Here is a 21,346-nt window from a genome sequence, read left to right as displayed (position 1 = left end):
GCTTGTGTATGTTATTAATTTAATTAGATTTTACAAGCACCGCCTGCACAACCATCATCTTCCACCTCAGGTGTAAGCTCATCTTGAGCATCTGAAGCGCCATCACGGGTGTTATGGTAATACAACGTTTTAACACCCAGTTTATATGCTGAAAGGAGGTCTTTTAAAAGCACCTTCATAGGTACTTTACCGCCTTCGTACTTAGATGGATCATAATTTGTATTCGCAGAGATCGTTTGGTCAACGAACTTCTGCATAATGCCCACTAATTGCAGATAACCATCGTTTGATGGGATATCCCAAAGTAGCTCATAATTGTCTTTTAGGCGCTCATACTCTGGTACTACTTGTTTCAAGATACCATCTTTACTTGCTTTAACACTGATGTGTCCACGCGGTGGCTCAATACCATTTGTTGCATTAGAGATTTGTGATGAAGTCTCTGATGGCATTAATGCCGACAATGTTGAGTTACGCATACCATGTTCTTTAATGTTTGCGCGCAGTGTATCCCAATCTAAGTGAAGAGGTTCATCACAGATTTGGTCAAGGTCGCGCTTGTACGTATCTGTTGGCATAATACCTTGCGAGTACGTTGTTTCATTAAATTTAGGGCAAGCACCACGTTCTTTAGCAAGCTCATTTGATGCTTTCATTAAATAATATTGAATTGCTTCAAATGTTTGGTGCGTTAATGCATTTGCACTACCGTCAGAATAACGTTTACCGTTTTTAGCAAGGTAGTATGCGTAGTTGATGACACCAATACCTAACGTGCGACGACCCATGGTTGCGTTTTTCGCTGCAGGGACAGGGTAGTCTTGGAAATCAAGTAAGTTATCAAGCGCACGTACTGCAAGTTCAGCAAGCTCTTCTAACTCATCAAGTGACTCAATTGCACCTAAGTTGAATGCAGAAAGTGTACACAGTGCGATTTCGCCTTCTTCGTCCATTACGTTACTAAGTGGCTTAGTCGGTAATGCAATTTCTAAACATAAGTTAGACTGACGGATCGGTGCTACCGTTGAGATAAACGGGCTATGAGTATTACAGTGGTCAACGTTTTGTAAGTAAATACGACCTGTACTAGCACGCTCTTGTGCGAACATTGAGAACAGCTCAATCGCTTTAATACGTTTTTTACGAATCGACTCATCTTGCTCGTATTTTACGTATAGCTCATCAAATTTAGCTTGGTCTTCGAAGAATGCATCGTAAAGACCCGGTACGTCTGATGGGCTGAATAAAGTAATGTAGTCGTCTTTAATTAAACGGCTGTACATTAATTTGTTGAACTGTACACCGTAATCTAGATGACGAACACGGTTGTCATCAACACCACGGTTATTTTTAAGGACTAATAAGTTTTCAACTTCTAAATGCCACAGCGGGTAGAATAGGGTTGCTGCACCACCACGGACACCGCCTTGAGAACAGCTCTTAACCGCCGTTTGGAAGTGTTTATAAAATGGAATACACCCAGTATGGTATGCTTCACCGTTACGGATTGGGCTACCTAAAGCACGAATACGGCCCGCATTAATACCAATACCTGCACGTTGTGATACGTATTTTACAATCGCAGATGATGTCGCATTAATTGAATCAAGGCTATCACCACACTCAATCAGTACACATGAACTAAATTGACGCGTAGGTGTACGCACACCAGCCATAATAGGAGTCGGCAATGAAATTTTGAATGTCGAAACCGCGTCATAAAAGCGCTTGATGTAATCAAGGCGTGTTTCTCGAGGGTAGTCAGAGAATAAGCTCGCTGCCACTAAGATATATAAAAACTGCGCGCTTTCGTAAATTTCACCCGTTACACGGTTCTGTACTAGGTATTTCCCTTCAAGCTGCTTTACAGCGGCATAGCTGAAGTTTAGATCACGGTTATGATCAATATACGCATCTAACTCGTCAATTTCTTGCTCAGTGTAATCAACGAGTAAGTGTTGATCATAACGTTTGTCTTCAACCAGTTTTGTAATGTGGTCGTATAAACGCGGCGGCTCAAATTGACCATACGCTTTCTTACGTAAATGGAATACAGCTAAACGAGCAGCAAGGTATTGATAATCAGGGGTATCTTTAGAGATCTGATCGGCTGCTGCTTTAATGATAGTTTCGTGAATGTCGTCAGTACGAATGCCATCGTAAAATTGAATATGTGATTTCAATTCAACTTGTGACACAGACACATTATTTAGACCTTCGGCGGCCCAAGCGATGACGCGATGGATCTTATCTAGATCAAGTGACTCTTTACGGCCGTCACGTTTGCTTACAGATAGCTGTTGGTTCATAGTTTTGCCTGTATTCCTTGGGAAATTATATTTTTAGTGACAAAGGTATTCTTAATTATAATTATTATTAGCACCAGCATGAGTCAATTGAATAACATTTAGCCACAATATCTGGTGTTCTTTAAAACGCAGATCACAAGATAGTGTGGTCTGCGATCATTTGCAAGGGATAGAAATGCCCCATTTTGTGGATAACTATTGGATAAACGAATTGTGTTAGTGAGCATTAACCTTTGATCATTCATTGATGATGAAATTTGTAAAAATCAACTCAAGATCTACAAAAATTATCGTTTTTAAAAATAATTTCTGACTGTTTTTTTTATCAACAAAGTTTGCTTAAAACTCAACCCAATCACAATATATGGTGTTTTAACTTAAAACTAACACTATATATGGATAAATCCATCAGTTGGAGATTGCCAGTTAAAATCTGCGCCCCAGCTCAGTGCGGTATCCACACTTGGTATATAACCCCAAAGTGCAGTTGCACTGTACATATTGGCAGCTTTTGCTGCTTGTATGTCGCGTTCGGCATCACCTATGTATAAGCAACGCGTTGGATCAACATCGAGCATGTTTGCAGTATGAATAAGTGGCTCTGGCGATGGTTTAGCAACTGCTAAGGTATCACCACTCACGACAGCCATGGCATTAGCAAGGCTTGGGATAGCTTGCACCAATGGCTCGGTTAAAAAGCCGGGCTTATTGGTCATGATCCCCCATTTAATGCTGTTTTGCTCAAGTGAGGCGAGAAGTTGCTCAATGCCATTAAAGCACTTGCTATGAATCGCAATGTCTTCTGCATAATAGTCGAGCAGTTGCTGCCTTAATGCTAATTGTTCAACGTCGGGCCATTTATCACCAAAGCCGACCTCTAATAATGCATTGGCCCCATTTGACGCTGCTGGGCGATAAATGCTTTTATCAACAGGCGCGATATTCGCATCTGCTAATACGCGATTTAATGCGCCGCCAAGGTCATCCGCAGTATCGAGTAATGTGCCATCTAAATCAAAAATAAAGGCATCAAAAGCGATATCAGGATTACAACCAGCCATTAGGCAAGTTTCTCAAAATGAAGAATGTAATTAACACTCACATCGTCATTTAAACTGTATTGCTTAGAAAATGGATTATAGCTGAGGCCTGTGCTTGCTCTTACTTTTAAGCCTGCGTCTTCTGCCCATGCAATTAATTGGGCGGGTTTTATAAACTTTTTGTGGTCGTGCGTGCCTTCGGGCACCATTTTTAATAACTTTTCAGCACCCACAATGGCGTATAAATACGCTTTAGGTGTTTTATTTAATGTCGAAAAGAATACATCTGCGCCAGGTTTTGCAAGTTCAGCGACCGCACGAATGATAGAAGCAGGGTCTGGCACGTGCTCTAACATTTCCATACAGGTGATTACATCAAAGCGAGCAGGGTGCTCTTTAGCAAACTCTTCAGCCGGTACTTTCATGTAATCAACAGGGACACCGGTTTCTAAACTGTGTAACTTAGCAACGGTTAATGGCTCTTGACCCATATCGATGCCTGTTACTTTAGCTCCCATGCGTGCCATGCTTTCACTTAAAATGCCGCCACCACAGCCAACATCTAAGGTTTCTTTATCAAATAAGCCGCCAACTTTGTCGGCAACAAAATCCAAGCGAAGAGGATTTATTTCATGAAGAGGTTTGAACTCTCCGTCGCGGTCCCACCAACGTTCAGCGATGGCTTCAAACTTTGCAATTTCTGCATTATCTACATTTTGATGTTCGGTCATAAAAAACTTCCTCGTCAATCTGAGGCCATTATATAGGGGTAAATTAATAAATCGCAAAGATTTAGCGCCTGTAAATCTAAATTAATTGTGGTAGCATGGTCATGAAATAATAACTAAAGCTCTAAAGGCGGCGCTTTGCCTCTTTATGAGTCAATACTGAAGGAATGTGAAATCAAATGACTGATCTCGCCAATGAAATTCTGCCAGTCAATATTGAAGATGAATTAAAAAACTCCTACCTTGATTACGCAATGAGCGTAATTGTAGGACGTGCATTGCCAGACGTACGTGATGGTCTAAAACCTGTTCACCGTCGTGTTTTATTCGCAATGAACGAACTCAATAATGATTGGAATAAGCCTTACAAAAAATCAGCACGTGTTGTTGGTGATGTAATCGGTAAGTACCACCCACATGGCGACAGCGCGGTATATGACACCATCGTACGTATGGCGCAGCCTTTCTCATTACGCTATATGCTTGTTGATGGCCAAGGTAACTTTGGTTCAGTTGACGGTGACTCTGCGGCAGCAATGCGTTATACGGAAGTCCGTATGGCAAAAATGTCACATGAGCTATTAGCCGACCTCGAAAAAGAAACGGTTGATTACGTACCTAACTATGATGGTACGGAGCAAATTCCTGACGTATTACCGACGAAAGTACCTAACTTATTAGTGAATGGTTCATCGGGTATTGCGGTTGGTATGGCGACGAACATTCCGCCACATAACTTAACTGAAGTTATTAATGGGTGTTTGGCACTTATCCAAAACCCAGATATGACAATTGCTGATCTGATTGAATATATCCCAGGTCCAGATTTCCCTACAGCCGCGATCATTAATGGTAAGAAAGGCATAGAGCAAGCTTACCTAACGGGTCGTGGTAAAGTGTACATCCGCGCACGCGCAGAAATTGAAGTAGACGAAAAAACGGGTCGTGAAACGATCATCGTCCACGAAATTCCGTACCAAGTTAACAAAGCACGCTTGATTGAAAAAATCGCTGAACTTGTTAAAGACAAAAAAATTGAAGGCATTAGCGCACTCCGTGATGAATCAGATAAAGACGGTATGCGTATCGTTATCGAGATTAAACGTGGTGATGTAGGCGAAGTTATTCTGAATAACCTTTATGCACAAACACAGTTACAAACCGTGTTTGGTATGAATATGGTTGCACTTGATAACAACCAGCCTAAGTGTTTCAACTTAAAAGAAATGCTTGAAGCATTTATCATTCACCGCCGCGAAGTAGTCACCCGTCGTACGGTATTTGATTTACGTAAAGCCCGTGACCGTGCCCATACGCTTGAAGGCTTAGCGATTGCCCTTGCGAATATCGACCCAATCATTGAGTTAATTCGTAAATCACCAACGCCTGCTGAAGCAAAAGCAGCCTTAACAGCAAGGTCTTGGGAACTAGGCACTGTTAAAGCCATGCTTGAAAAAGCCGGTGAAGAAAATGTAGCGCGTCCAGATTGGCTAGCACCAGAGCTAGGTATTCGTGATGGTGAGTACTATTTATCTGAGCAACAAGCACAGGCGATCCTTGACCTACGTTTACACAAATTAACGGGTCTTGAGCATGAGAAGATCTTAGACGAGTACCAAACACTACTCGATCTTATTGCTGAACTACTTTATATCCTTTCAACCCCAGATCGCCTTATGGAAGTTATTCGCGACGAACTAGTTGAAATTAAAGAACAATATGGCGACGAACGCCGTACAGAAATCAGTGCAGCAGCTCACGATATCAGCCTTGAAGACTTAATTAATGAAGAAGACGTTGTCGTAACGCTTTCTCATGAAGGGTATGTGAAGTATCAGCCATTATCAGACTACGAAGCACAACGTCGTGGTGGTAAAGGTAAATCAGCAACGAAGATGAAAGATGAAGATTTCATTGAACGTCTCCTTGTTGCAAATACACACGATACGATTCTGTGTTTCTCGACTGCTGGTCGTTTATACTGGCTGAAAGTATACCAATTACCACTTGCCAGCCGTGCAGCGCGTGGTAAGCCAATTGTGAACTTACTGCCGCTTGAAGCTGACGAACGTATCACTGCAATTCTACCTGTACGTGAGTACGAAGAAGATAAATACATCTTCATGGCTACAGCATTTGGTACAGTTAAGAAAACACCATTAACAGCTTATAGCCGTCAACGTGCAAGCGGTATCATTGCGGTCAACCTAAATGAAGGCGATAGCCTAATTGGTGTTGATATCACTGATGGTACAAACGAAATCATGCTATTCACAGACGCAGGCAAGGTAGTACGCTTTAAAGAAGCGGAAGAGTCGACCGTCGTTGATGAAAATGGCAATCCGGTACTTGATGAAGAGGGTAACCCTGAAATCCGCTTCAAAGGTGTACGCCCAATGGGTCGTACTGCAACCGGTGTGCGTGGTATTAAGATGGCAGACGACCAACGCGTTGTGTCGTTAATTGTGCCTAAGACAGACGGTGCAATCCTCACCGTGACTGAAAATGGTTATGGTAAGCGTACAGCACTTGCCGATTACCCATCGAAGAGCCGTGCAACACAAGGTGTTGTATCAATCAAAGTAAGCGAGCGTAATGGCGCAGTGGTTGGTGCAGTACAAGTTGATGAAAACGACGAAATCATGATTATCTCTAATCGCGGTACGCTTGTTCGTACTCGTGTTAATGAGGTTTCTACGGTTGGTCGTAATACGCAGGGCGTTATTTTGATACGAACTATTGACGAAGAGCAAGTAGTTGGTTTACAACGTATCGAAGAAATCGAAGTTGATGAGCTTGAAGCCATCGAAGGCGAGGGCGTTGAAGTAGTCGATACACATACTGAAGAAACGGTTGATAACCCACCTTCAGAGTAACATTGATTTAAAAAGCGGCTTCGGCCGCTTTTTTTATCCGCACTATAATTACTGGAATGAGGCAAAGTAATGACTAAATATAATTTTTGTGCAGGACCGGCAATGTTACCGCCGGCAGTAATGCAAAAAGCACAAAAAGAATTTATAGATTGGCAAGGTTTAGGCGTATCTGTGATGGAAATCAGCCATCGTAGTAGCGACTTTTTAGAGCTTACAGCAAAATGTGAAGCAAGCTTACGCCGTCTAATGAATATCAGTGACGAATTTGAAGTTTTATTCATGCACGGCGGTGGCCGAGGCCAATTTAGTGCTGTACCACTAAATTTGCATTTAGCAGATAAGCCCGCGGTGTATTGTGAAAACGGTGTGTGGTCAAAAGGCGCGACACAAGAAGCCGAAAAGTTCACCGCAGTGACAAGTATTAATGTTCGTAATGACGAGCAGCAAAATGGCCAGTTTTCAATTAAACCAGCGACAAGCTGGGAATTACCAGCTGATGCGTCATACATTCACTATTGCCCAAATGAAACGGTTGATGGTATTGAGATTTTTGACGTGCCTTCACACCCATCTGCGCCAATAGTCGCCGATATGTCATCAACAATTTTGTCACGCGAAATTGACGTAAACCAGTTCGATGTCATTTATGCAGGCGCACAAAAGAACATCGGCCCATCGGGTTTAGCAATTGTTATTATTCGTAAAACGTTGCTTGAGCGCGAAGGTCTCGAAAAACCAGGTATTCTTGATTACGCATTAGAAGCAAAGCAAGGCAGCATGTACAACACGCCACCGACATTTGCATGGTACTTAGCAGCAGAAGTGTTTGAATGGTTAGAAGCAAACGGTGGCGTAAAAGCCATGGAAGAGCAAAATATTGCCAAAGCAGAATTGCTGTATAACTTTATCGACAATTCAGAATTTTATAATAATAAAGTTGCTAAGCATTGCCGATCGCGTATGAACGTACCATTTTGGTTAAACGATGAATCGCTTAATGACCAGTTTATTAAAGAATCGAAAGAAGCGGGTTTACTGGCGCTTGAAGGCCACCGCATTGTAGGTGGTATGCGCGCAAGTATTTATAACGCAATGCCACTTGCTGGTGTACAAGCCTTGGTTGATTTTATGGACAAATTCGCCAAGGAGAATAGCTAATATGGAACAGCTTCGTCTTGAACCTATCTCAAAGGTAAATGGCAGTGTCACGCTGCCGGGCTCAAAGAGCTTATCAAATCGTATTTTACTTTTGGCGGCGCTTGCACAGGGCGCCACGGTCGTTGAAAATTTGCTAGACAGTGATGATATTCGTCATATGTTAGGCGCACTTAAGCTATTGGGTGTGAATGTTACCTTAAATGACGATAAAACCGTTGCGACCGTTGAAGGTGTAGCAGGTAAATTCTTAACACCTAGCGAGCCGTTATTTCTCGGCAATGCTGGCACTGCTTATCGGCCTTTAACAGCGGTTCTTGCCGCTGTAGAGGGCGAGTATGAGCTTGTCGGTGAGCCACGTATGGAAGAGCGTCCTATAGGACATTTAGTAGATGCTCTGCATGCGCTGGGTGGTGATGTTGAATATTTAAAACATAAAGACTATCCACCACTGGCCATTAAAGGCGGTAAAATTAATGGCGGCCAAGTTGAAATTGACGGCAGTATATCTAGTCAGTTTTTAACAGCTTTATTAATGGCAGCGCCATTATTTAATGGTGATACAGAAATCCGTATTAAAGGTACGTTAGTATCAAAACCTTATATTGATATTACCTTAGATGTTATGCAGCGTTTTGGTGTGTTAGTTAAACACGACAACTACGAAGTATTTTATGTAAAAGGGTGCCAACAATACCAAGCACTAGAGCGCATTATGGTCGAAGGTGATGCATCGAGCGCATCATACTTTGTTGCAGCTGCCGCAATAGCGGGTGGTGAAATAGAAATTAATGGTGTTGGTGCTGCGTCTGTTCAAGGTGACATTGGCTTTGCTAAAGTGATGGAACAAGTGGGCGCTAAGATTGATTGGTACGATGAAAAGCTGGTTGTACGTAAAGGTGAACTTAACGCGGTTGATATCGACGCAAACGCTATTCCTGATGCGGCCATGACACTGGCCACTGTTGCGTTATTCGCAAAAGGTACAACTGCAATCCGCAATATCTATAACTGGCGTGTAAAAGAAACAGACCGCTTGTACGCCATGGCGACAGAACTTCGTAAAGTGGGCGCTGAGGTAGTCGAAGGTGAAGATTTCATCGAAATTACACCGCCAAAAACATTTAATGATGTAGCGATAGATACATACAATGATCACCGTATTGCCATGTGCTTTGCGATGGTGGCCGTTGGCGGTAAGCCAATAACCATTAATGATCCTAAGTGTACATATAAAACTTTTCCAACGTTTTTCAAGGTACTAGAGTCTGTCTCAAGTCAATAAAACAGAAGAAAATATAAAAAGTTACATTCAAAGTGCGGATCTATTACGAGAACTGACGTATAATGTTGCGGTTTTATTTTGGTGTGCATTGCAGGAGGTTATAAATGCAGGCGTTATTAATGCCCGTAATCACCATTGATGGCCCAAGTGGTTCAGGTAAAGGAACTGTTTGTCGCTTGTTAGCCGAGAAATTAGGTTGGGATGTATTAGACAGCGGGGCGATTTATCGTGTGCTGTCACTTGCTGCACTTCATCATCAAATTGAATTAGACAATGAAGATGCATTAGTGCCACTGGCTGCAAACTTAGATGTACAGTTTTTGGTAGATAGCCAAACACACACGTCTAAAATTGTACTAGAAGGCGAAGACGTCACAACAACAATTCGCAACGAAGAAGTTGGTGCTGCAGCCTCAAAAGTCGCTGCTTTACCACGCGTAAGAGAAGCATTATTGCGTCGTCAACGCGCGTTTCGTACTGAAAGCGGATTAATTGCAGATGGTCGCGATATGGGCACGGTTGTGTTCCCAGACGCGCCATTAAAAATATATTTAACAGCGACTGCTGAGGAGCGTGCGCGTCGTCGCTTTGCTGAGTTGAACGATCGTGGACTAGATGTTACACTAAGTGGTCTACTTGAGGACATAAAAGCACGCGATCACCGTGATATGACACGTGAAGTTGCGCCGCTTGTGCCTGCAAAAGATGCCATTGAAATCGATACTAGCGAGTTCAATGCAATGCAAGTGTTTGATAAAGTTATTACTTTAGTCGACGAAGCCGTACTTGCGGGTAAGCTCCCTAAAGCTAAAAAGTAAATTTTTTAATGTGCCGGCAGGATGCCAGCGCTATTTTAACAACCCCATGCAGCATGGTTGCTAATTGGTTATTTAATTATTTAGAGACGTATAATGTCAGAAAATTTTGCGCAGTTATTTGAAGAAAGCCTAAAGGGTTTTGAAGCAGAGCAAGGCTCTATCGTTAAAGGTACAGTTATCTCAATCGAGAACAACATCGTACTTGTTGATGCTGGTCTTAAATCTGAGAGTGCAATCCCTGCTGAGCAATTCAAAAATGCTGCTGGTGAACTAGAAGTTGCTGTTGGCGACGAAGTAGATGTTGCGTTAGATGCAATCGAAGACGGTTTCGGTGAAACTATCCTTTCTCGTGAGAAAGCGAAGCGTCACGAAGCGTGGATCCGCTTAGAAAAAGCATGTGAAGAGCAAGAAACTGTTACTGGTGTTATCAACGGTAAAGTTAAAGGCGGTTTCACTGTTGAAGTTGATTCAATCCGTGCTTTCCTACCTGGTTCACTTGTTGATGTTCGTCCAGTACGTGACACAACTCACCTTGAAGGTAAAGAGCTTGAGTTCAAAGTAATCAAGCTTGACCAAAAACGTAACAACGTTGTTGTTTCTCGCCGTGCAGTTATCGAATCAGAAAACTCACAAGAGCGTGAAGAACTTCTTGCTAACCTTGTTGAAGGTCAAGAAGTTAAAGGTATCGTTAAGAACCTTACTGACTACGGTGCGTTCGTTGACCTTGGTGGTGTTGACGGTCTACTACACATCACAGACATGGCGTGGAAGCGTGTTAAGCACCCTTCAGAAATCGTTAATGTTGGCGACGAAATCGCAGTTAAAGTTCTTAAATTCGACAAAGATAAAACTCGTGTATCTCTAGGTCTTAAACAACTTGGCGAAGATCCATGGGCAGCTATCGCTGGTCGTTACCCAGAAGGTTCTAAGCTTTCTGGTCGTGTTACTAACCTTACAGATTACGGCTGTTTCGTTGAAATCGAAGAAGGCGTTGAAGGTCTAGTACACGTTTCTGAAATGGATTGGACTAACAAGAACATCCACCCTTCAAAAGTTGTTTCACTAGGTGACACTGTTGAAGTTATGGTTCTTGAAATCGACGAAGAGCGTCGTCGTATTTCTCTTGGTCTTAAGCAATGTATTGCTAACCCATGGCAAGAATTTGCTCGTCTACAAAACAAAGGCGACCAAGTTACTGGTAAGATCAAATCAATCACTGACTTCGGTATCTTCATCGGTCTTGAAGGCGGTATTGACGGTCTTGTTCACCTTTCAGACATTTCTTGGAACACACCAGGCGAAGAAGCTGTACGTGAATTCAAGAAAGGCGACGAAATCACTGCTATCGTATTGCAAGTTGACCCAGAGCGTGAGCGTATCTCTCTAGGCGTTAAGCAAATCGAAGCTGACCCTTTCAATAACTACCTGGACGCAAACAAAAAAGGTGCTATTGTTAAAGGTAAAGTGACTGAAGTTGATGCGAAAGGCGCAACTGTTGAGCTAATCGAAGGCGTTGAAGGTTACATCCGTGTAGCTGATATCGCTCAAGAGCGCGTTGAAGATGCTACTACTGTAGTTTCTGCAGGCGACGAAATCGAAGCGAAATACGTTGGTGTTGATCGTAAGAACCGCACTTTAAGCTTATCTGTTAAAGCTCTTTTCGAAGCAGAAGAGAAAGAAGTACTAGAGAAGCTTAAGAAAGAAGAGCCAGCGTTTGAAAACGCAATGGCTGCAGCATTCAAAAATGCTCAAAAAGACTAATCTATAGTCTTTAATTGGAAGGGCAGTTTTGCCCTTCCTTTATCTCTTTTTAAGGAAACGTTATGACTAAGTCAGAATTGATAGAACAACTAGCTGAACAACACGCACACATTCCAGTGAAAGATGTTGAAAATGCCGTTAAAGAAATTCTTGAACAAATGGCCGGTTCATTATCTAGCTCAGATCGTATCGAGATCCGTGGCTTTGGAAGTTTCTCATTGCATTATCGTTCTCCGCGCACAGGTCGTAATCCAAAGACTGGCGAAACAGTTGAGCTAGACGGTAAGCACGTACCACATTTTAAACCAGGTAAAGAATTACGTGACCGCGTAAATGCGAGTATTGCCTAGTTTTATACAGGAGTAGTTACTTGTTTAGGGTATTAAAAATTGTATTAATAGCGCTGTGCTTATTTATTGCATTTGTACTTGGTTCACAAAATCCACAACTTGTGCAAATCAATTATTTAATTGCCAGTAATACGTTGCCCTTAGCTGTTGTAATAAGTATCTGCTTTATTTTAGGTGTCGCCATTGGTTGTTTTATAAGCTTTACACTGTTTTCGCAGTTAAAGTGGCAAAATTATCGCTTAAAGAAAAAGTTAGCGCCTGAAAAAAACAATAAAAAGCTTGTTGCTAATAAAGACACCTAATCATGATTGAGCTTCTGTTTTTACTTTTACCCGTTGCAGCCGGTTACGGCTGGATAATGGGTAAAAACAGTGCTAAAAACCAAGCTCATCAGCTTAATCGCCAAATCACCTCTGAATATTCTAAAGGCTTAAAGTTTCTCTTAGACAGAGAAGAAGACCAAGGCTTAGAACACTTAATTAATCTTCTTGAAGTTGCAGCAGACTCCGTTGAACACTATTCAACATTGGCGACCATGTTTCGCCGTCGTGGCGAGTTAGACCGTGCAATTAAAATTCATGAGCTGTTATTAAAACACCCCAGTTTAGATGAACAACAAGCAGCCACCAGCCGTTTAGAGCTTGCCGAAGATTATATTATGGCAGGGCTGTTAGATGGTGCGGAAGAGCATTTAGTCTGGCTTGTGAAAGCCGGATACAAAGAAGCCTTAGAGCCTATTATTAACCTATATTCGCAAACGCGAGAGTGGGATAAAGGCATTAACATGTACGAGGCGCACAGTGAGCTATTTACAAAACCACAGCATGTTAAAGCCATTGCTAATTTTTATTGTGAAGCCGCTTTACAAGACAACGATACACAAATTATGCGCAAGGCGATTAGCTTAAACCACAAAGCTATTCGCCCTTTGTATGAGCTCGGCCACAGCGCTTTTACCAAAGAAGATTATGTGAAAGCAATTTACTATTGGCGTGAGCTAATTAGCCAGTTTACCTTTTTTGCCCCTGTGTTTATTGAAGAGCTGGCAATGAGTTATGACAAACTTAACTTAACGCATCAATTTCATGATTTACTGAATGAACTGCTCGAAAAAGGGGGAGTATTAATAAAAATAAAGCATTGCCAAGCACTCCTTGAACAAGGGCATATTGAGCAAGCCATTAAATTTTTAACCGACAGTTTAAAGCGCCATCCCACGATCCGTGGCTTTAGCTTTTTATTACAACTGCTCGCGAAACAAAATAACGATATTAAAGATGTACTAGATCAAATTGATAAATTGGTTACCTCTTATATCGCAACCAAACCTGATTTTCAGTGTCAGCATTGTGGCTTTACCAGTCATACCATTTATTGGGTGTGTCCATCTTGTAAACACTGGGAAACAATTGTTCCAAGCCGTGGCATAGACGGTTTTTAATTCATATTAGTCCATTAGTTTTTTAGGAAAGTTATGTCTGTCGAAGATTCAAAAAAAGTATTAATTGCCCTTGATTATGACGATCAACAAACAGCGCTTACGTTTGTAAAGCAATTATCGCCTGAAACGTGTCGCCTTAAAGTAGGCAAAGAAATGTTCACGTATTTTGGCCCTAGCTTTGTAAAAGAACTAATAGATCTTGGGTTTGATGTTTTCTTAGACCTGAAATTTCATGATATTCCAAACACCGTTGCAAAAGCTGTTACAGCAGCTGCAAAAATGGGTGTATGGATGGTTAACGTGCATGCTTCTGGCGGCGTTGAAATGATGACCAAAGCAAAGCAAGCATTAGAGCAGTTTGGTGATGACGCACCATTATTGATTGCAGTAACAGTATTAACCAGCATGGATGCCGCCGAACTTACTCGCTTAGGTGTAGATAAAACACCTGAAGAGCAGGTTATCTACCTAGCAAAACTAGCTAAAGAATCAGGCCTTGATGGGGTAGTGTGCTCAGCGCAAGAAGCGAAAAAGTTAAAAGCAGAGCTAGGCGCAGACTTTAAACTGGTTACACCAGGTATTCGCCCTGCAGGTAGCGATGCTGGTGACCAAAAACGCATTATGACACCAAAGCAAGCTGTTGAAGATGGCAGCGATTATTTAGTCGTTGGCCGCCCAATCACCCAATCTGCAGACCCAGTGGCAACACTAAAAGAAATTAATGACTCGCTAAAATAACCTGCGTTATTTAATCTGAATGAATAAAGAGCAAAGTTTTTACTTTGCTCTTTTTGTTTAAGGGCTTAATTATCAGGGGGATATTTGCTTACAGTTTGTGCAAAGTAAATACATGCCTAATAAAAACCATGCATTTATTGATTTCATGAAATAAAAGTTGCTTAAGAGTTAGCCTAACTCATAAATAGTGACTTTACTCAGCTATTGGCTCACTTCATTTCAAAATTATTCAGTCTTGCTCTTAAACTCCAAAGTCTCCGATGATATTAGCCTTTAATTACTATTGCGTGCTATATACACGCATGCGACCATGCAGAATTAACAAGTAGTGTACGTCTACTTTAAACTACACATGAACAACAAAAATGAACAAACACCTCGGCAGAAACAACAAACAAAGAGTAGAAAATTTTCTACTCTTTTATGTTATTCGTAGTCTGAAGCGTAAGTATCTTCGTAAGAGTGAGAGTAAAACTCAAATAGGTTGCCAAATGGGTCTTCTAGGTAAACCATTTGCGCTTGCTTTAGTTCATCTTCAGGATGATAACGGTGGATATCCATGCGAACTCTGCCACCATACTCTTCAACACGTTTAATTGCTGTTTCAAACTGCTCCTTTGGCAACTGTAAACAGAAATGGAAGATACCAAGGCGCGAGAAATCAACGTTGTGGCGCTCTTCGCGATCAACCATTTCAAACAGCTCAACACCGATACCATCAGTAGTTACTAAGTGAGCAATATTAAAACTTTTGAAGCCTTCACCGAATACCGCAATACACATGCGACCGATTGCTGATTTTCGCTCTTCTATAACTCTGGTGTTATTCATTACAATTCTAAGGCCTAGCGCTTTAGTGTAGAACTCAACCGCTTTGTCCATATCGCCAACCATAATACCAACATGATTCATTTTCATAATTTTCTCCTAGGTGTTGCTGAAATATAAAACCTAATTAATGAGTAAATTATATGAATGCTTATTGATAAAATGAAATTATTGATTATTATTAAAATGATAATTGAAAGTTATGAAAGGGTGGTATGCTAAATCCTGTTTGGTTAGAAACGTTTATAACGCTTGTTGATGTTGGGCACTTTACACAAACCGCCGAAAAACTTTATATGACTCAACCGGGAGTTAGCCAGCACATCAACAAACTCGAAGAGGCGTGTGGATGTAAGTTAATTAAAAGAGAGAAGAAGTCATTTTCAATTACTGAGCAAGGCCGGTTGGTTTACAACCATGCGAAAGCGTTAATAAGGAATGAAAAGTTTCTCTTTGAGCAACTAAGCTTTGATGACCCTTTATCAGGAGAATGCACCTTAGCATGCTCTGGCTCAGTGGCGTTACTACTTTACCCAAAGTTATTACCACTTCAAAATCAACATCCTAACATTCACATTAATATTAAAGCAGCCCCTAATCATCAAATTTTGGCTGATATTAAAAACGGACATATTGACCAAGGAATTGTGACCAATATACCCAATGAAAGTTTCTTTGATTTTGAAGAGCTTGGCAAAGAAGAGCTGTGTTTGATTTTGCCCCAAAAAGCTAATGTTAATAATAGCTGGGAGCTTTTATTTTCAGAGTTAGGGCTAATCAATCATCCAGATGCCGAACATTATTTGTCTATGTATTTTAAGCAATCATTAGAACAAGAATTAACACAACTAGATGTTAGCAAAATTCCTGTCGTCGGTTCAATTAACCAAATTAGCCAAATCTTAGAACCAATCGCTCAAGGCATTGGCTTTACCGTATTACCCAAAAGTGCCGTTGACAGCTTTTATCTCCCTAAACGTTTAAAGGTTTTCAAACCTAAACAACCAGTAATAGAAAGTTTATATTTGGTCTGTAAAAAAAACAGAGTATTACCTGCTCGTTATAATACCTTTAATTCAATCATTCGGCAGACATGGGCTTAGGTTCGCTATTCACTCAAAGCCAACCCATAGAGCATTTACTCAGTGGTTTTTTGGACAAAAACGTTTTAGGTCGTCGGCTATTAGGTTAATTTGGCACAAGAATTTCTATGGGCTAATGCTCCAATCAAAGGCAACAAAATAGCGGGTTTAAATTAGCGACGAAGGAGCAAAACCAGCTGTTTATTGTCCTTTGAATTGATTTGTAAAGTGCCGTTACTACTGCTTTAAGGTTATCATTTCCTTTGCTACCAGTGCAGCTGAAGGCAAAAACATTGTTGAGACAATACGTTGATCTGCGATCACTGCGTGTTTATCTTTTAGTGTTTCCTTATTTAGAGCAATAGCACCATTCTTATTAAGTTGACTTTCAATAAGAAAAGGCAAAAGTGTTCCTTGCTTTGCCCATGACTTAGATGTTTCAGTGGAGTTAGGAAATCCTGCTATTTTTTTCCCTTTCACCAAAAACTCTCCGTTAGATAATGTCACGTTCGCAATACCTGCTGAACCATGACCACCAACACCTACCATACCGCCTGACTCATATATGTTACTAATAATGGACTGGATTTTTTTGTTATCTGCAACGTCAAACATTACACCGTAGCCACCACCAATGAATACTCCCCAATAGTTATTTGGGTCAATTTCAGAAGGTTTAAATGAACTATTTGCTTTCTCTAAGAAGCCTTCATATTTGATTGTGTAACTACTTATCCCCAAAGGATCCATCATGAATTTAACTTCACCACCATGAGGTGATACAAAGTCAACTTCAAAGCCATGACTTACAAAAATGTGATACGGAGGCGCAAATTCCCATAAATTATTCCTTGCGTCATGCTTTTCAGGATCTCCCATTTCTACCATATTAGATACCACCATTAGTATTTTTTTTGTAGGCTCTGCAATAGCATTTGTGGTAAACAAGGCAGCTGTTAGTATAATAGTGATTAAGAATTTCATAGTTTTCCTTTATAAATAACTAAAATCATTCTTTAGACGAGGCAGGTGACTAAAAGGTTTAAATGCTGAATTTATCTGCTGCTTGCGGTTGTTATATGCAAATTTACCTGACAAGCTCTAAAACCTCTTCACCGTCAAAACTAACTGTTAATTGATTGCAACTTTTTAAGGCAATCTGAACATCGACAAATGAATCTTCTGCTGAACTATACATCTGCGCATTCCATAATAAAGAATTTGATGTTGGTTTTAGGGCTTCTAAAACAGCTAATCCGACTGCTTTCGGATTGTTGTCATGGGAATAGACAGTAACTTCAGCTTCATTTAAGTTAACTAGTAGTTTTGCGGGCTTGGCTGAGTGATCCCAAACACCCGAAATATCACATTTATTTTTGGCCTGAACAGAGAAAATTGAGACTACCAGAATAGAACTAAAAACTAAGCATGAATATCCTTTGCATACTAACGTCTTGCTAAGAGGCGAAAAATTGTTGGCTAAAATTAGCGACGAAGGAGCAAACAGCCAACTGTTTTTTGTCCTTTTGAGCAACTTGTTATGTGAATTCGTGCACAACACAATATTTACTTATATTTCCAATTTTTAATAAGTATTCTGGGTATGGCTGAACTCGTATTACTTTCTTGGGCTCCGCCATATCTATTTCATGTTTAGTATTACCAAAGTTTAAAGCATTTAATTTAGAAAAGGCAAAACGAAACTCATTTTGAGGAGAAAAATATTCTAATTTTCTGAATATAATTTTCTCTGGAAAAGCCCAAATAGTAACGGGAGGATCACTTTCATGGTAATAATTAATATCGCCAACTATTAGTTTATTGGGTTTTATACTTTTTCTTCTCTCAACTGCTTTACGAATCCCATTTATAATTTTTCCTATATCAATAAACTCGATACAAACATTGCTTTTAAACTCTTTTGCTAGTTCAGCACTTAACTCAGTACTAGTCGAGAATATGAAAATATTCTCTGAATCAACCATGGATTTATAAGTCCAAATTTCCTGTAGAAAGATTATTAATTTCTAATCCGTCTTTCCCGTTATATTTATTAATACCTTCAAATTTATCTCCCCGAATTTCGGAATCTTCATAATCTTGAAAGTACGAAAGTGACCTAAATAAGAATGCACCGTCATTTAAGACGCTATCTAAGTACTCTCGAGGTAAATACTTGTAGAGTTTCATAGGCAGTCCAGATTGATTCACATAACAATTTAATAGTGCGCAAATCGCGTATATTTCTACCACACAACTACTCACTTTTATCATTACTACATTTTTATCAAATTAGCTAACCTTTTGCTAGCTAACAAAATATTTTTAGTTTGGTAAAGTGGTCTGATGACAAATATGCGCTAATTGCTCATTTTCCTGAATATAGGGGAAAGTTGTAAATTCTGAATATCAAAATGTATCAAAAGAAAATATTCAATGTCCGCTCATAGCAGACTTTTAAAGCAATTACGGTAACTCATCTAGGGACATTATAGTGTTAGAAAATTTACCGCGCCTATTTGTTACAGCTATCAAAACCAATAAAAAAAGAGTAAAGCTTTCACTTTACTCTTTTCATATATCAATAATCTTGTTAGCTCGTAGCTCGTAGCTCGTAGCTCGTAGCTCGTAGCTCGTAGCTCGTAGCTCGTAGCTCGTAGCTCGTAGCTCGTAGCTCGTAGCTCGTAGCTCGTAGCTTATTTCAACCTAATCGACGTGGCTTCAATATCAATCAAACCTTGTTTAAACAAACCGCCGATGGCTTTTTTGTAGTTTGCTTTACTGGTCGAAAAGGTTTTTCTAATTGCTTCTGGGTCAGATTTGTCACCTAGGTGTAAAATACCGCCTTCGGCTTTTAATTTATCTAGAATTTTTTCGCTAAGGTCGTTTACTTTACCCATGCCTGGTTTTTCGAGTAGTACGTCAATCTTTCCATCTTCACGTACTTTTTGAATGTAACCAGTTAAGCGTTGGCCAACGAATAACTTTTTGAATACTGTGTTGTAATACACCACACCAATGTGTGCTTCGTTAACCAGTACTTTGTAACCTAGGTCTGTTTTGCCCGCAACGATTAACTCAACTTCTTCCATTGGTGCATAGTTAGGCTCATCTTTTGATAAAAACTTATTAAAGTTACTTGATGCACAAATACGCTGACTGGCGTTATCTAGGTATAAGCGTACTAAATACGAAAAGCCTTCTTTCATTTTTGGCTTTTGTTCGTTGTATGGTGCAAGCACATCTTTCTCTAAGCCCCAGTCCATAAATGCACCGGTGTTATTAATTGCTTTGACGCGCAATAGGGCGTATTCACCAACTTGAGCAAGTGGCTTTTTAGTGGTACCAGTCGGGTGGCCAGCATGATCAAGGTAAATGAATACTTGAACACTGTCGCCAGCTTCAATTTCGTATTCAATTTCTTTGCTAGGTAAAAACACTTCACCTAAATCGCGGCCATCTAAATAGGCGCCTTCGTTTGATATTTCGTTAACGAATAATGTTTGGGTAGTTCCAAGAATGCTCATTATTATTCCTGTTCTGGTTTTTTCTTACGACGCATAGGTGAAAAACCATCCACATCAATAGGGGGTTTAACTGGCGCTTTTGGTTTTTTAGGAGCGGCTTTACGTTTAGGTTTTACTGGTTTTGCAGATATTTTTTCTTCTGCTTTTTTCCAAACAGTATCCGCTTTTTTCTCGCGTAGGCCTTTAAATTTACCTACTAAGCCCTCGACGGTGAAAAAGCTAAGTTCATCATTTAAGAATGCTTTAATTGCTTTATAGCTAGGCCAGTCTTTTGGACCGACAAGCGATATTGCAGTGCCTTTAAAACCGGCGCGTCCTGTACGACCAATACGGTGAACGTATTCTTCGGCATGTTTAGGTAAATCAAAATTAATGACGTGAGTAACACTTAATAAATCAAGGCCACGTGATGCGACGTCGGTGGTAATTAATATTTTAAAATTCTCACGACTGAAAGCATCCATGATCTCCAAACGTTTTGTTTGCGTTAAATCGCCAGCAAGCGCTTGCGCTTTAAAGCCTTTATCATTTAGCCATTGGCTTAAACGTTGGGTGTCGGCGCGGGTTGCAGTAAAGATAATGCACTGGCCAACATCGTCTTGTTTTACAAAGTGCTCAAGTAGGGCTTCTTTGTGATCAAGGTGATCCGCTAAATAAAGCTTTTGCGTTATGTCGCTGTGCTGCTCGTTAGAGGCACTTAATAAAATTTGTTTTGGCGAGCGCAGTAAGTTACGTGATAGAGCATCTACCTGTGCATGATCTAGCGTCGCCGAAAATAATAAAGTTTGACGTAAACGATGATCGGCAAGTTCGTTGATCATTTTAACTTGCTCGGTAAAGCCTAAATCTAAAATACGGTCTGCTTCATCGAAAATGAGTAATTCAAGGCCCGAAAGCTGCAATGAGCGTTGCCCTAAATGGTCAGCAAGACGACCCGGTGTGCCCACAACAAAATGAGGGTCTTTACGAAGCGCCTTAATTTGGTCGTTAAAGTTTTCACCACCTAAAATTTTCACCGCGCTTATATTTGTGCCAGCAATTAGTAGCCTAAGTTGGCTATAAACTTGAGTAGCCAGCTCGCGAGTAGGGGCCACTATTAAAACGCGAGGATCTCGTTTACTGAGTGCTTTTTGTTTCATTACGCGCTGTACAGCGGGTAATAAGAACGCCAGCGTTTTGCCCGACCCTGTTTTTGACTGTGCAAAAATGTCATGGCCCGCGATAGCTGTTGGTACCGCGTGAGCTTGAATATCGGTGGGCTGGGTGATGCCTTGATGCGCAAGTTGTTTTTCGAGGCGTGTATCAATCCCAAGTTCAGTAAAATGCAATGCTTAATCTCCGATGAGCAAAATTAGTAAATCGTGTTTATTATAACGTACTTGCCATAGTTGGAGACAGTAAAAACACA

19 protein-coding genes are annotated in these 21,346 nt (G+C 40.6%); 10 read left to right on the top strand and 9 right to left on the bottom strand.

What is annotated here, in order from left to right; translation table 11 throughout:
- Positions 1-23: 23 nt before the first annotated feature.
- The 3 genes from nrdA to ubiG form a co-directional block, all read right to left on the bottom strand.
- Positions 24-2,309, bottom strand: coding sequence for a class 1a ribonucleoside-diphosphate reductase subunit alpha (gene nrdA, locus BWD47_RS05690; protein ID WP_036968599.1), 2,286 nt, complete (start codon positions 2,307-2,309; stop codon positions 24-26).
- A gap of 389 nt (positions 2,310-2,698) precedes the next feature.
- Positions 2,699-3,370 carry an HAD family hydrolase gene (locus BWD47_RS05685; protein ID WP_074988251.1) on the bottom strand — a complete coding sequence of 224 codons (672 nt, stop codon included), beginning with the start codon at positions 3,368-3,370 and terminating at the stop codon, positions 2,699-2,701.
- Complete coding sequence (ubiG, locus tag BWD47_RS05680) at positions 3,370-4,080, bottom strand: bifunctional 2-polyprenyl-6-hydroxyphenol methylase/3-demethylubiquinol 3-O-methyltransferase UbiG (RefSeq protein WP_075593609.1); 711 nt, start codon at positions 4,078-4,080, stop codon at positions 3,370-3,372. Before ubiG ends, BWD47_RS05685 begins: the two co-directional genes overlap by 1 nt.
- A 176-nt stretch (positions 4,081-4,256) precedes the next feature.
- Here ubiG and gyrA point away from each other — a divergent pair, with 176 nt between their 5' ends.
- From gyrA to pyrF, 9 genes are all read left to right on the top strand, one after another.
- A complete protein-coding gene (gene gyrA / locus BWD47_RS05675; protein WP_036968590.1) occupies positions 4,257-6,953 on the top strand; it encodes a DNA topoisomerase (ATP-hydrolyzing) subunit A in 2,697 nt (898 codons plus the stop codon).
- A 69-nt stretch (positions 6,954-7,022) separates the two neighbouring features.
- Complete coding sequence (gene serC, locus BWD47_RS05670) at positions 7,023-8,111, top strand: 3-phosphoserine/phosphohydroxythreonine transaminase (protein WP_075593608.1); 1,089 nt, start codon at positions 7,023-7,025, stop codon at positions 8,109-8,111.
- A 1-nt stretch (position 8,112) separates the two neighbouring features.
- Positions 8,113-9,393, top strand: a complete 1,281-nt coding sequence (aroA, locus tag BWD47_RS05665; protein WP_075593607.1) for a 3-phosphoshikimate 1-carboxyvinyltransferase — start codon at positions 8,113-8,115, stop codon at positions 9,391-9,393.
- A gap of 104 nt (positions 9,394-9,497) precedes the next feature.
- Positions 9,498-10,211: a (d)CMP kinase gene (gene cmk, locus BWD47_RS05660; protein ID WP_036968581.1), complete on the top strand. Its 714-nt coding sequence runs from the start codon at positions 9,498-9,500 to the stop codon at positions 10,209-10,211.
- A 93-nt stretch (positions 10,212-10,304) separates the two neighbouring features.
- Positions 10,305-11,972, top strand: a complete 1,668-nt coding sequence (gene rpsA, locus BWD47_RS05655; protein WP_036968578.1) for a 30S ribosomal protein S1 — start codon at positions 10,305-10,307, stop codon at positions 11,970-11,972.
- A 62-nt stretch (positions 11,973-12,034) separates the two neighbouring features.
- A complete protein-coding gene (ihfB, locus tag BWD47_RS05650; protein WP_036968575.1) occupies positions 12,035-12,322 on the top strand; it encodes an integration host factor subunit beta in 288 nt (95 codons plus the stop codon).
- Between the two features lie 20 nt (positions 12,323-12,342).
- The gene (locus BWD47_RS05645) at positions 12,343-12,624 is read left to right on the top strand and encodes a lipopolysaccharide assembly protein LapA domain-containing protein (protein WP_054551349.1); all 282 of its coding nucleotides are present in this window, start codon (positions 12,343-12,345) and stop codon (positions 12,622-12,624) included.
- 2 nt (positions 12,625-12,626) lie between these two features.
- Complete coding sequence (gene lapB, locus BWD47_RS05640; protein ID WP_075593606.1) at positions 12,627-13,763, top strand: lipopolysaccharide assembly protein LapB; 1,137 nt, start codon at positions 12,627-12,629, stop codon at positions 13,761-13,763.
- A gap of 33 nt (positions 13,764-13,796) precedes the next feature.
- Positions 13,797-14,501 (top strand): orotidine-5'-phosphate decarboxylase, encoded by a 705-nt coding sequence (gene pyrF / locus BWD47_RS05635; RefSeq protein ID WP_036968566.1) that lies wholly within the window; start codon positions 13,797-13,799, stop codon positions 14,499-14,501.
- 426 nt (positions 14,502-14,927) lie between these two features.
- Here pyrF and BWD47_RS05630 read toward each other — a convergent pair whose 3' ends face one another.
- Positions 14,928-15,419 carry a VOC family protein gene (locus BWD47_RS05630; RefSeq protein WP_075593605.1) on the bottom strand — a complete coding sequence of 164 codons (492 nt, stop codon included), beginning with the start codon at positions 15,417-15,419 and terminating at the stop codon, positions 14,928-14,930.
- A 125-nt stretch (positions 15,420-15,544) separates the two neighbouring features.
- Between BWD47_RS05630 and BWD47_RS05625 the strand changes: the two genes are divergently transcribed.
- Complete coding sequence (locus BWD47_RS05625) at positions 15,545-16,432, top strand: LysR family transcriptional regulator (RefSeq protein WP_075593604.1); 888 nt, start codon at positions 15,545-15,547, stop codon at positions 16,430-16,432.
- 216 nt (positions 16,433-16,648) lie between these two features.
- On the opposite strand, the gene BWD47_RS05620 is transcribed toward BWD47_RS05625, so the two are convergent.
- From BWD47_RS05620 to BWD47_RS05600, 5 genes are all read right to left on the bottom strand, one after another.
- The gene (locus BWD47_RS05620; protein WP_075593603.1) at positions 16,649-17,395 is read right to left on the bottom strand and encodes a type 1 glutamine amidotransferase domain-containing protein; all 747 of its coding nucleotides are present in this window, start codon (positions 17,393-17,395) and stop codon (positions 16,649-16,651) included.
- A 103-nt stretch (positions 17,396-17,498) separates the two neighbouring features.
- Positions 17,499-17,945 carry a hypothetical protein gene (locus BWD47_RS20015; protein ID WP_143474476.1) on the bottom strand — a complete coding sequence of 149 codons (447 nt, stop codon included), beginning with the start codon at positions 17,943-17,945 and terminating at the stop codon, positions 17,499-17,501.
- Positions 17,946-17,949: 4 nt separating this feature from the next.
- Positions 17,950-18,396 (bottom strand): hypothetical protein, encoded by a 447-nt coding sequence (locus BWD47_RS05615; RefSeq protein ID WP_075593602.1) that lies wholly within the window; start codon positions 18,394-18,396, stop codon positions 17,950-17,952.
- A 711-nt stretch (positions 18,397-19,107) separates the two neighbouring features.
- Complete coding sequence (locus tag BWD47_RS05605; RefSeq protein WP_036968547.1) at positions 19,108-19,938, bottom strand: S1 RNA-binding domain-containing protein; 831 nt, start codon at positions 19,936-19,938, stop codon at positions 19,108-19,110.
- Positions 19,939-19,940: 2 nt separating this feature from the next.
- Positions 19,941-21,266 (bottom strand): DEAD/DEAH box helicase, encoded by a 1,326-nt coding sequence (locus tag BWD47_RS05600; protein ID WP_065979896.1) that lies wholly within the window; start codon positions 21,264-21,266, stop codon positions 19,941-19,943.
- Positions 21,267-21,346: the final 80 nt, after the last annotated feature.

It is taken from the genome of Pseudoalteromonas sp. PAB 2.2 (assembly GCF_001938575.1).
GTDB lineage: Bacteria > Pseudomonadota > Gammaproteobacteria > Enterobacterales > Alteromonadaceae > Pseudoalteromonas > Pseudoalteromonas lipolytica.
This window is presented reverse-complemented; position numbering and strand designations above follow the sequence as displayed.

Excerpts from the sequence above, each read along its gene's own strand:
- aroA (WP_075593607.1), top strand. The coding sequence starts at position 8,113 with ATGGAACAGCTTCGTCTTGAACCTATCTCAAAGGTAAATGGCAGTGTC.
- BWD47_RS05605 (WP_036968547.1), bottom strand. The coding sequence starts at position 19,938 with ATGAGCATTCTTGGAACTACCCAAACATTATTCGTTAACGAAATATCA.
- BWD47_RS05685 (WP_074988251.1), bottom strand. The coding sequence starts at position 3,370 with ATGGCTGGTTGTAATCCTGATATCGCTTTTGATGCCTTTATTTTTGAT.
- ubiG (WP_075593609.1), bottom strand. The coding sequence starts at position 4,080 with ATGACCGAACATCAAAATGTAGATAATGCAGAAATTGCAAAGTTTGAA.
- nrdA (WP_036968599.1), bottom strand. The coding sequence starts at position 2,309 with ATGAACCAACAGCTATCTGTAAGCAAACGTGACGGCCGTAAAGAGTCA.
- BWD47_RS05625 (WP_075593604.1), top strand. The coding sequence starts at position 15,545 with ATGCTAAATCCTGTTTGGTTAGAAACGTTTATAACGCTTGTTGATGTT.
- ihfB (WP_036968575.1), top strand. The coding sequence starts at position 12,035 with ATGACTAAGTCAGAATTGATAGAACAACTAGCTGAACAACACGCACAC.
- lapB (WP_075593606.1), top strand. The coding sequence starts at position 12,627 with ATGATTGAGCTTCTGTTTTTACTTTTACCCGTTGCAGCCGGTTACGGC.
- serC (WP_075593608.1), top strand. The coding sequence starts at position 7,023 with ATGACTAAATATAATTTTTGTGCAGGACCGGCAATGTTACCGCCGGCA.
- BWD47_RS05630 (WP_075593605.1), bottom strand. The coding sequence starts at position 15,419 with ATGAAAATGAATCATGTTGGTATTATGGTTGGCGATATGGACAAAGCG.
- BWD47_RS05615 (WP_075593602.1), bottom strand. The coding sequence starts at position 18,396 with ATGGTTGATTCAGAGAATATTTTCATATTCTCGACTAGTACTGAGTTA.
- gyrA (WP_036968590.1), top strand. The coding sequence starts at position 4,257 with ATGACTGATCTCGCCAATGAAATTCTGCCAGTCAATATTGAAGATGAA.
- rpsA (WP_036968578.1), top strand. The coding sequence starts at position 10,305 with ATGTCAGAAAATTTTGCGCAGTTATTTGAAGAAAGCCTAAAGGGTTTT.
- BWD47_RS05620 (WP_075593603.1), bottom strand. The coding sequence starts at position 17,395 with ATGAAATTCTTAATCACTATTATACTAACAGCTGCCTTGTTTACCACA.
- cmk (WP_036968581.1), top strand. The coding sequence starts at position 9,498 with ATGCAGGCGTTATTAATGCCCGTAATCACCATTGATGGCCCAAGTGGT.
- pyrF (WP_036968566.1), top strand. The coding sequence starts at position 13,797 with ATGTCTGTCGAAGATTCAAAAAAAGTATTAATTGCCCTTGATTATGAC.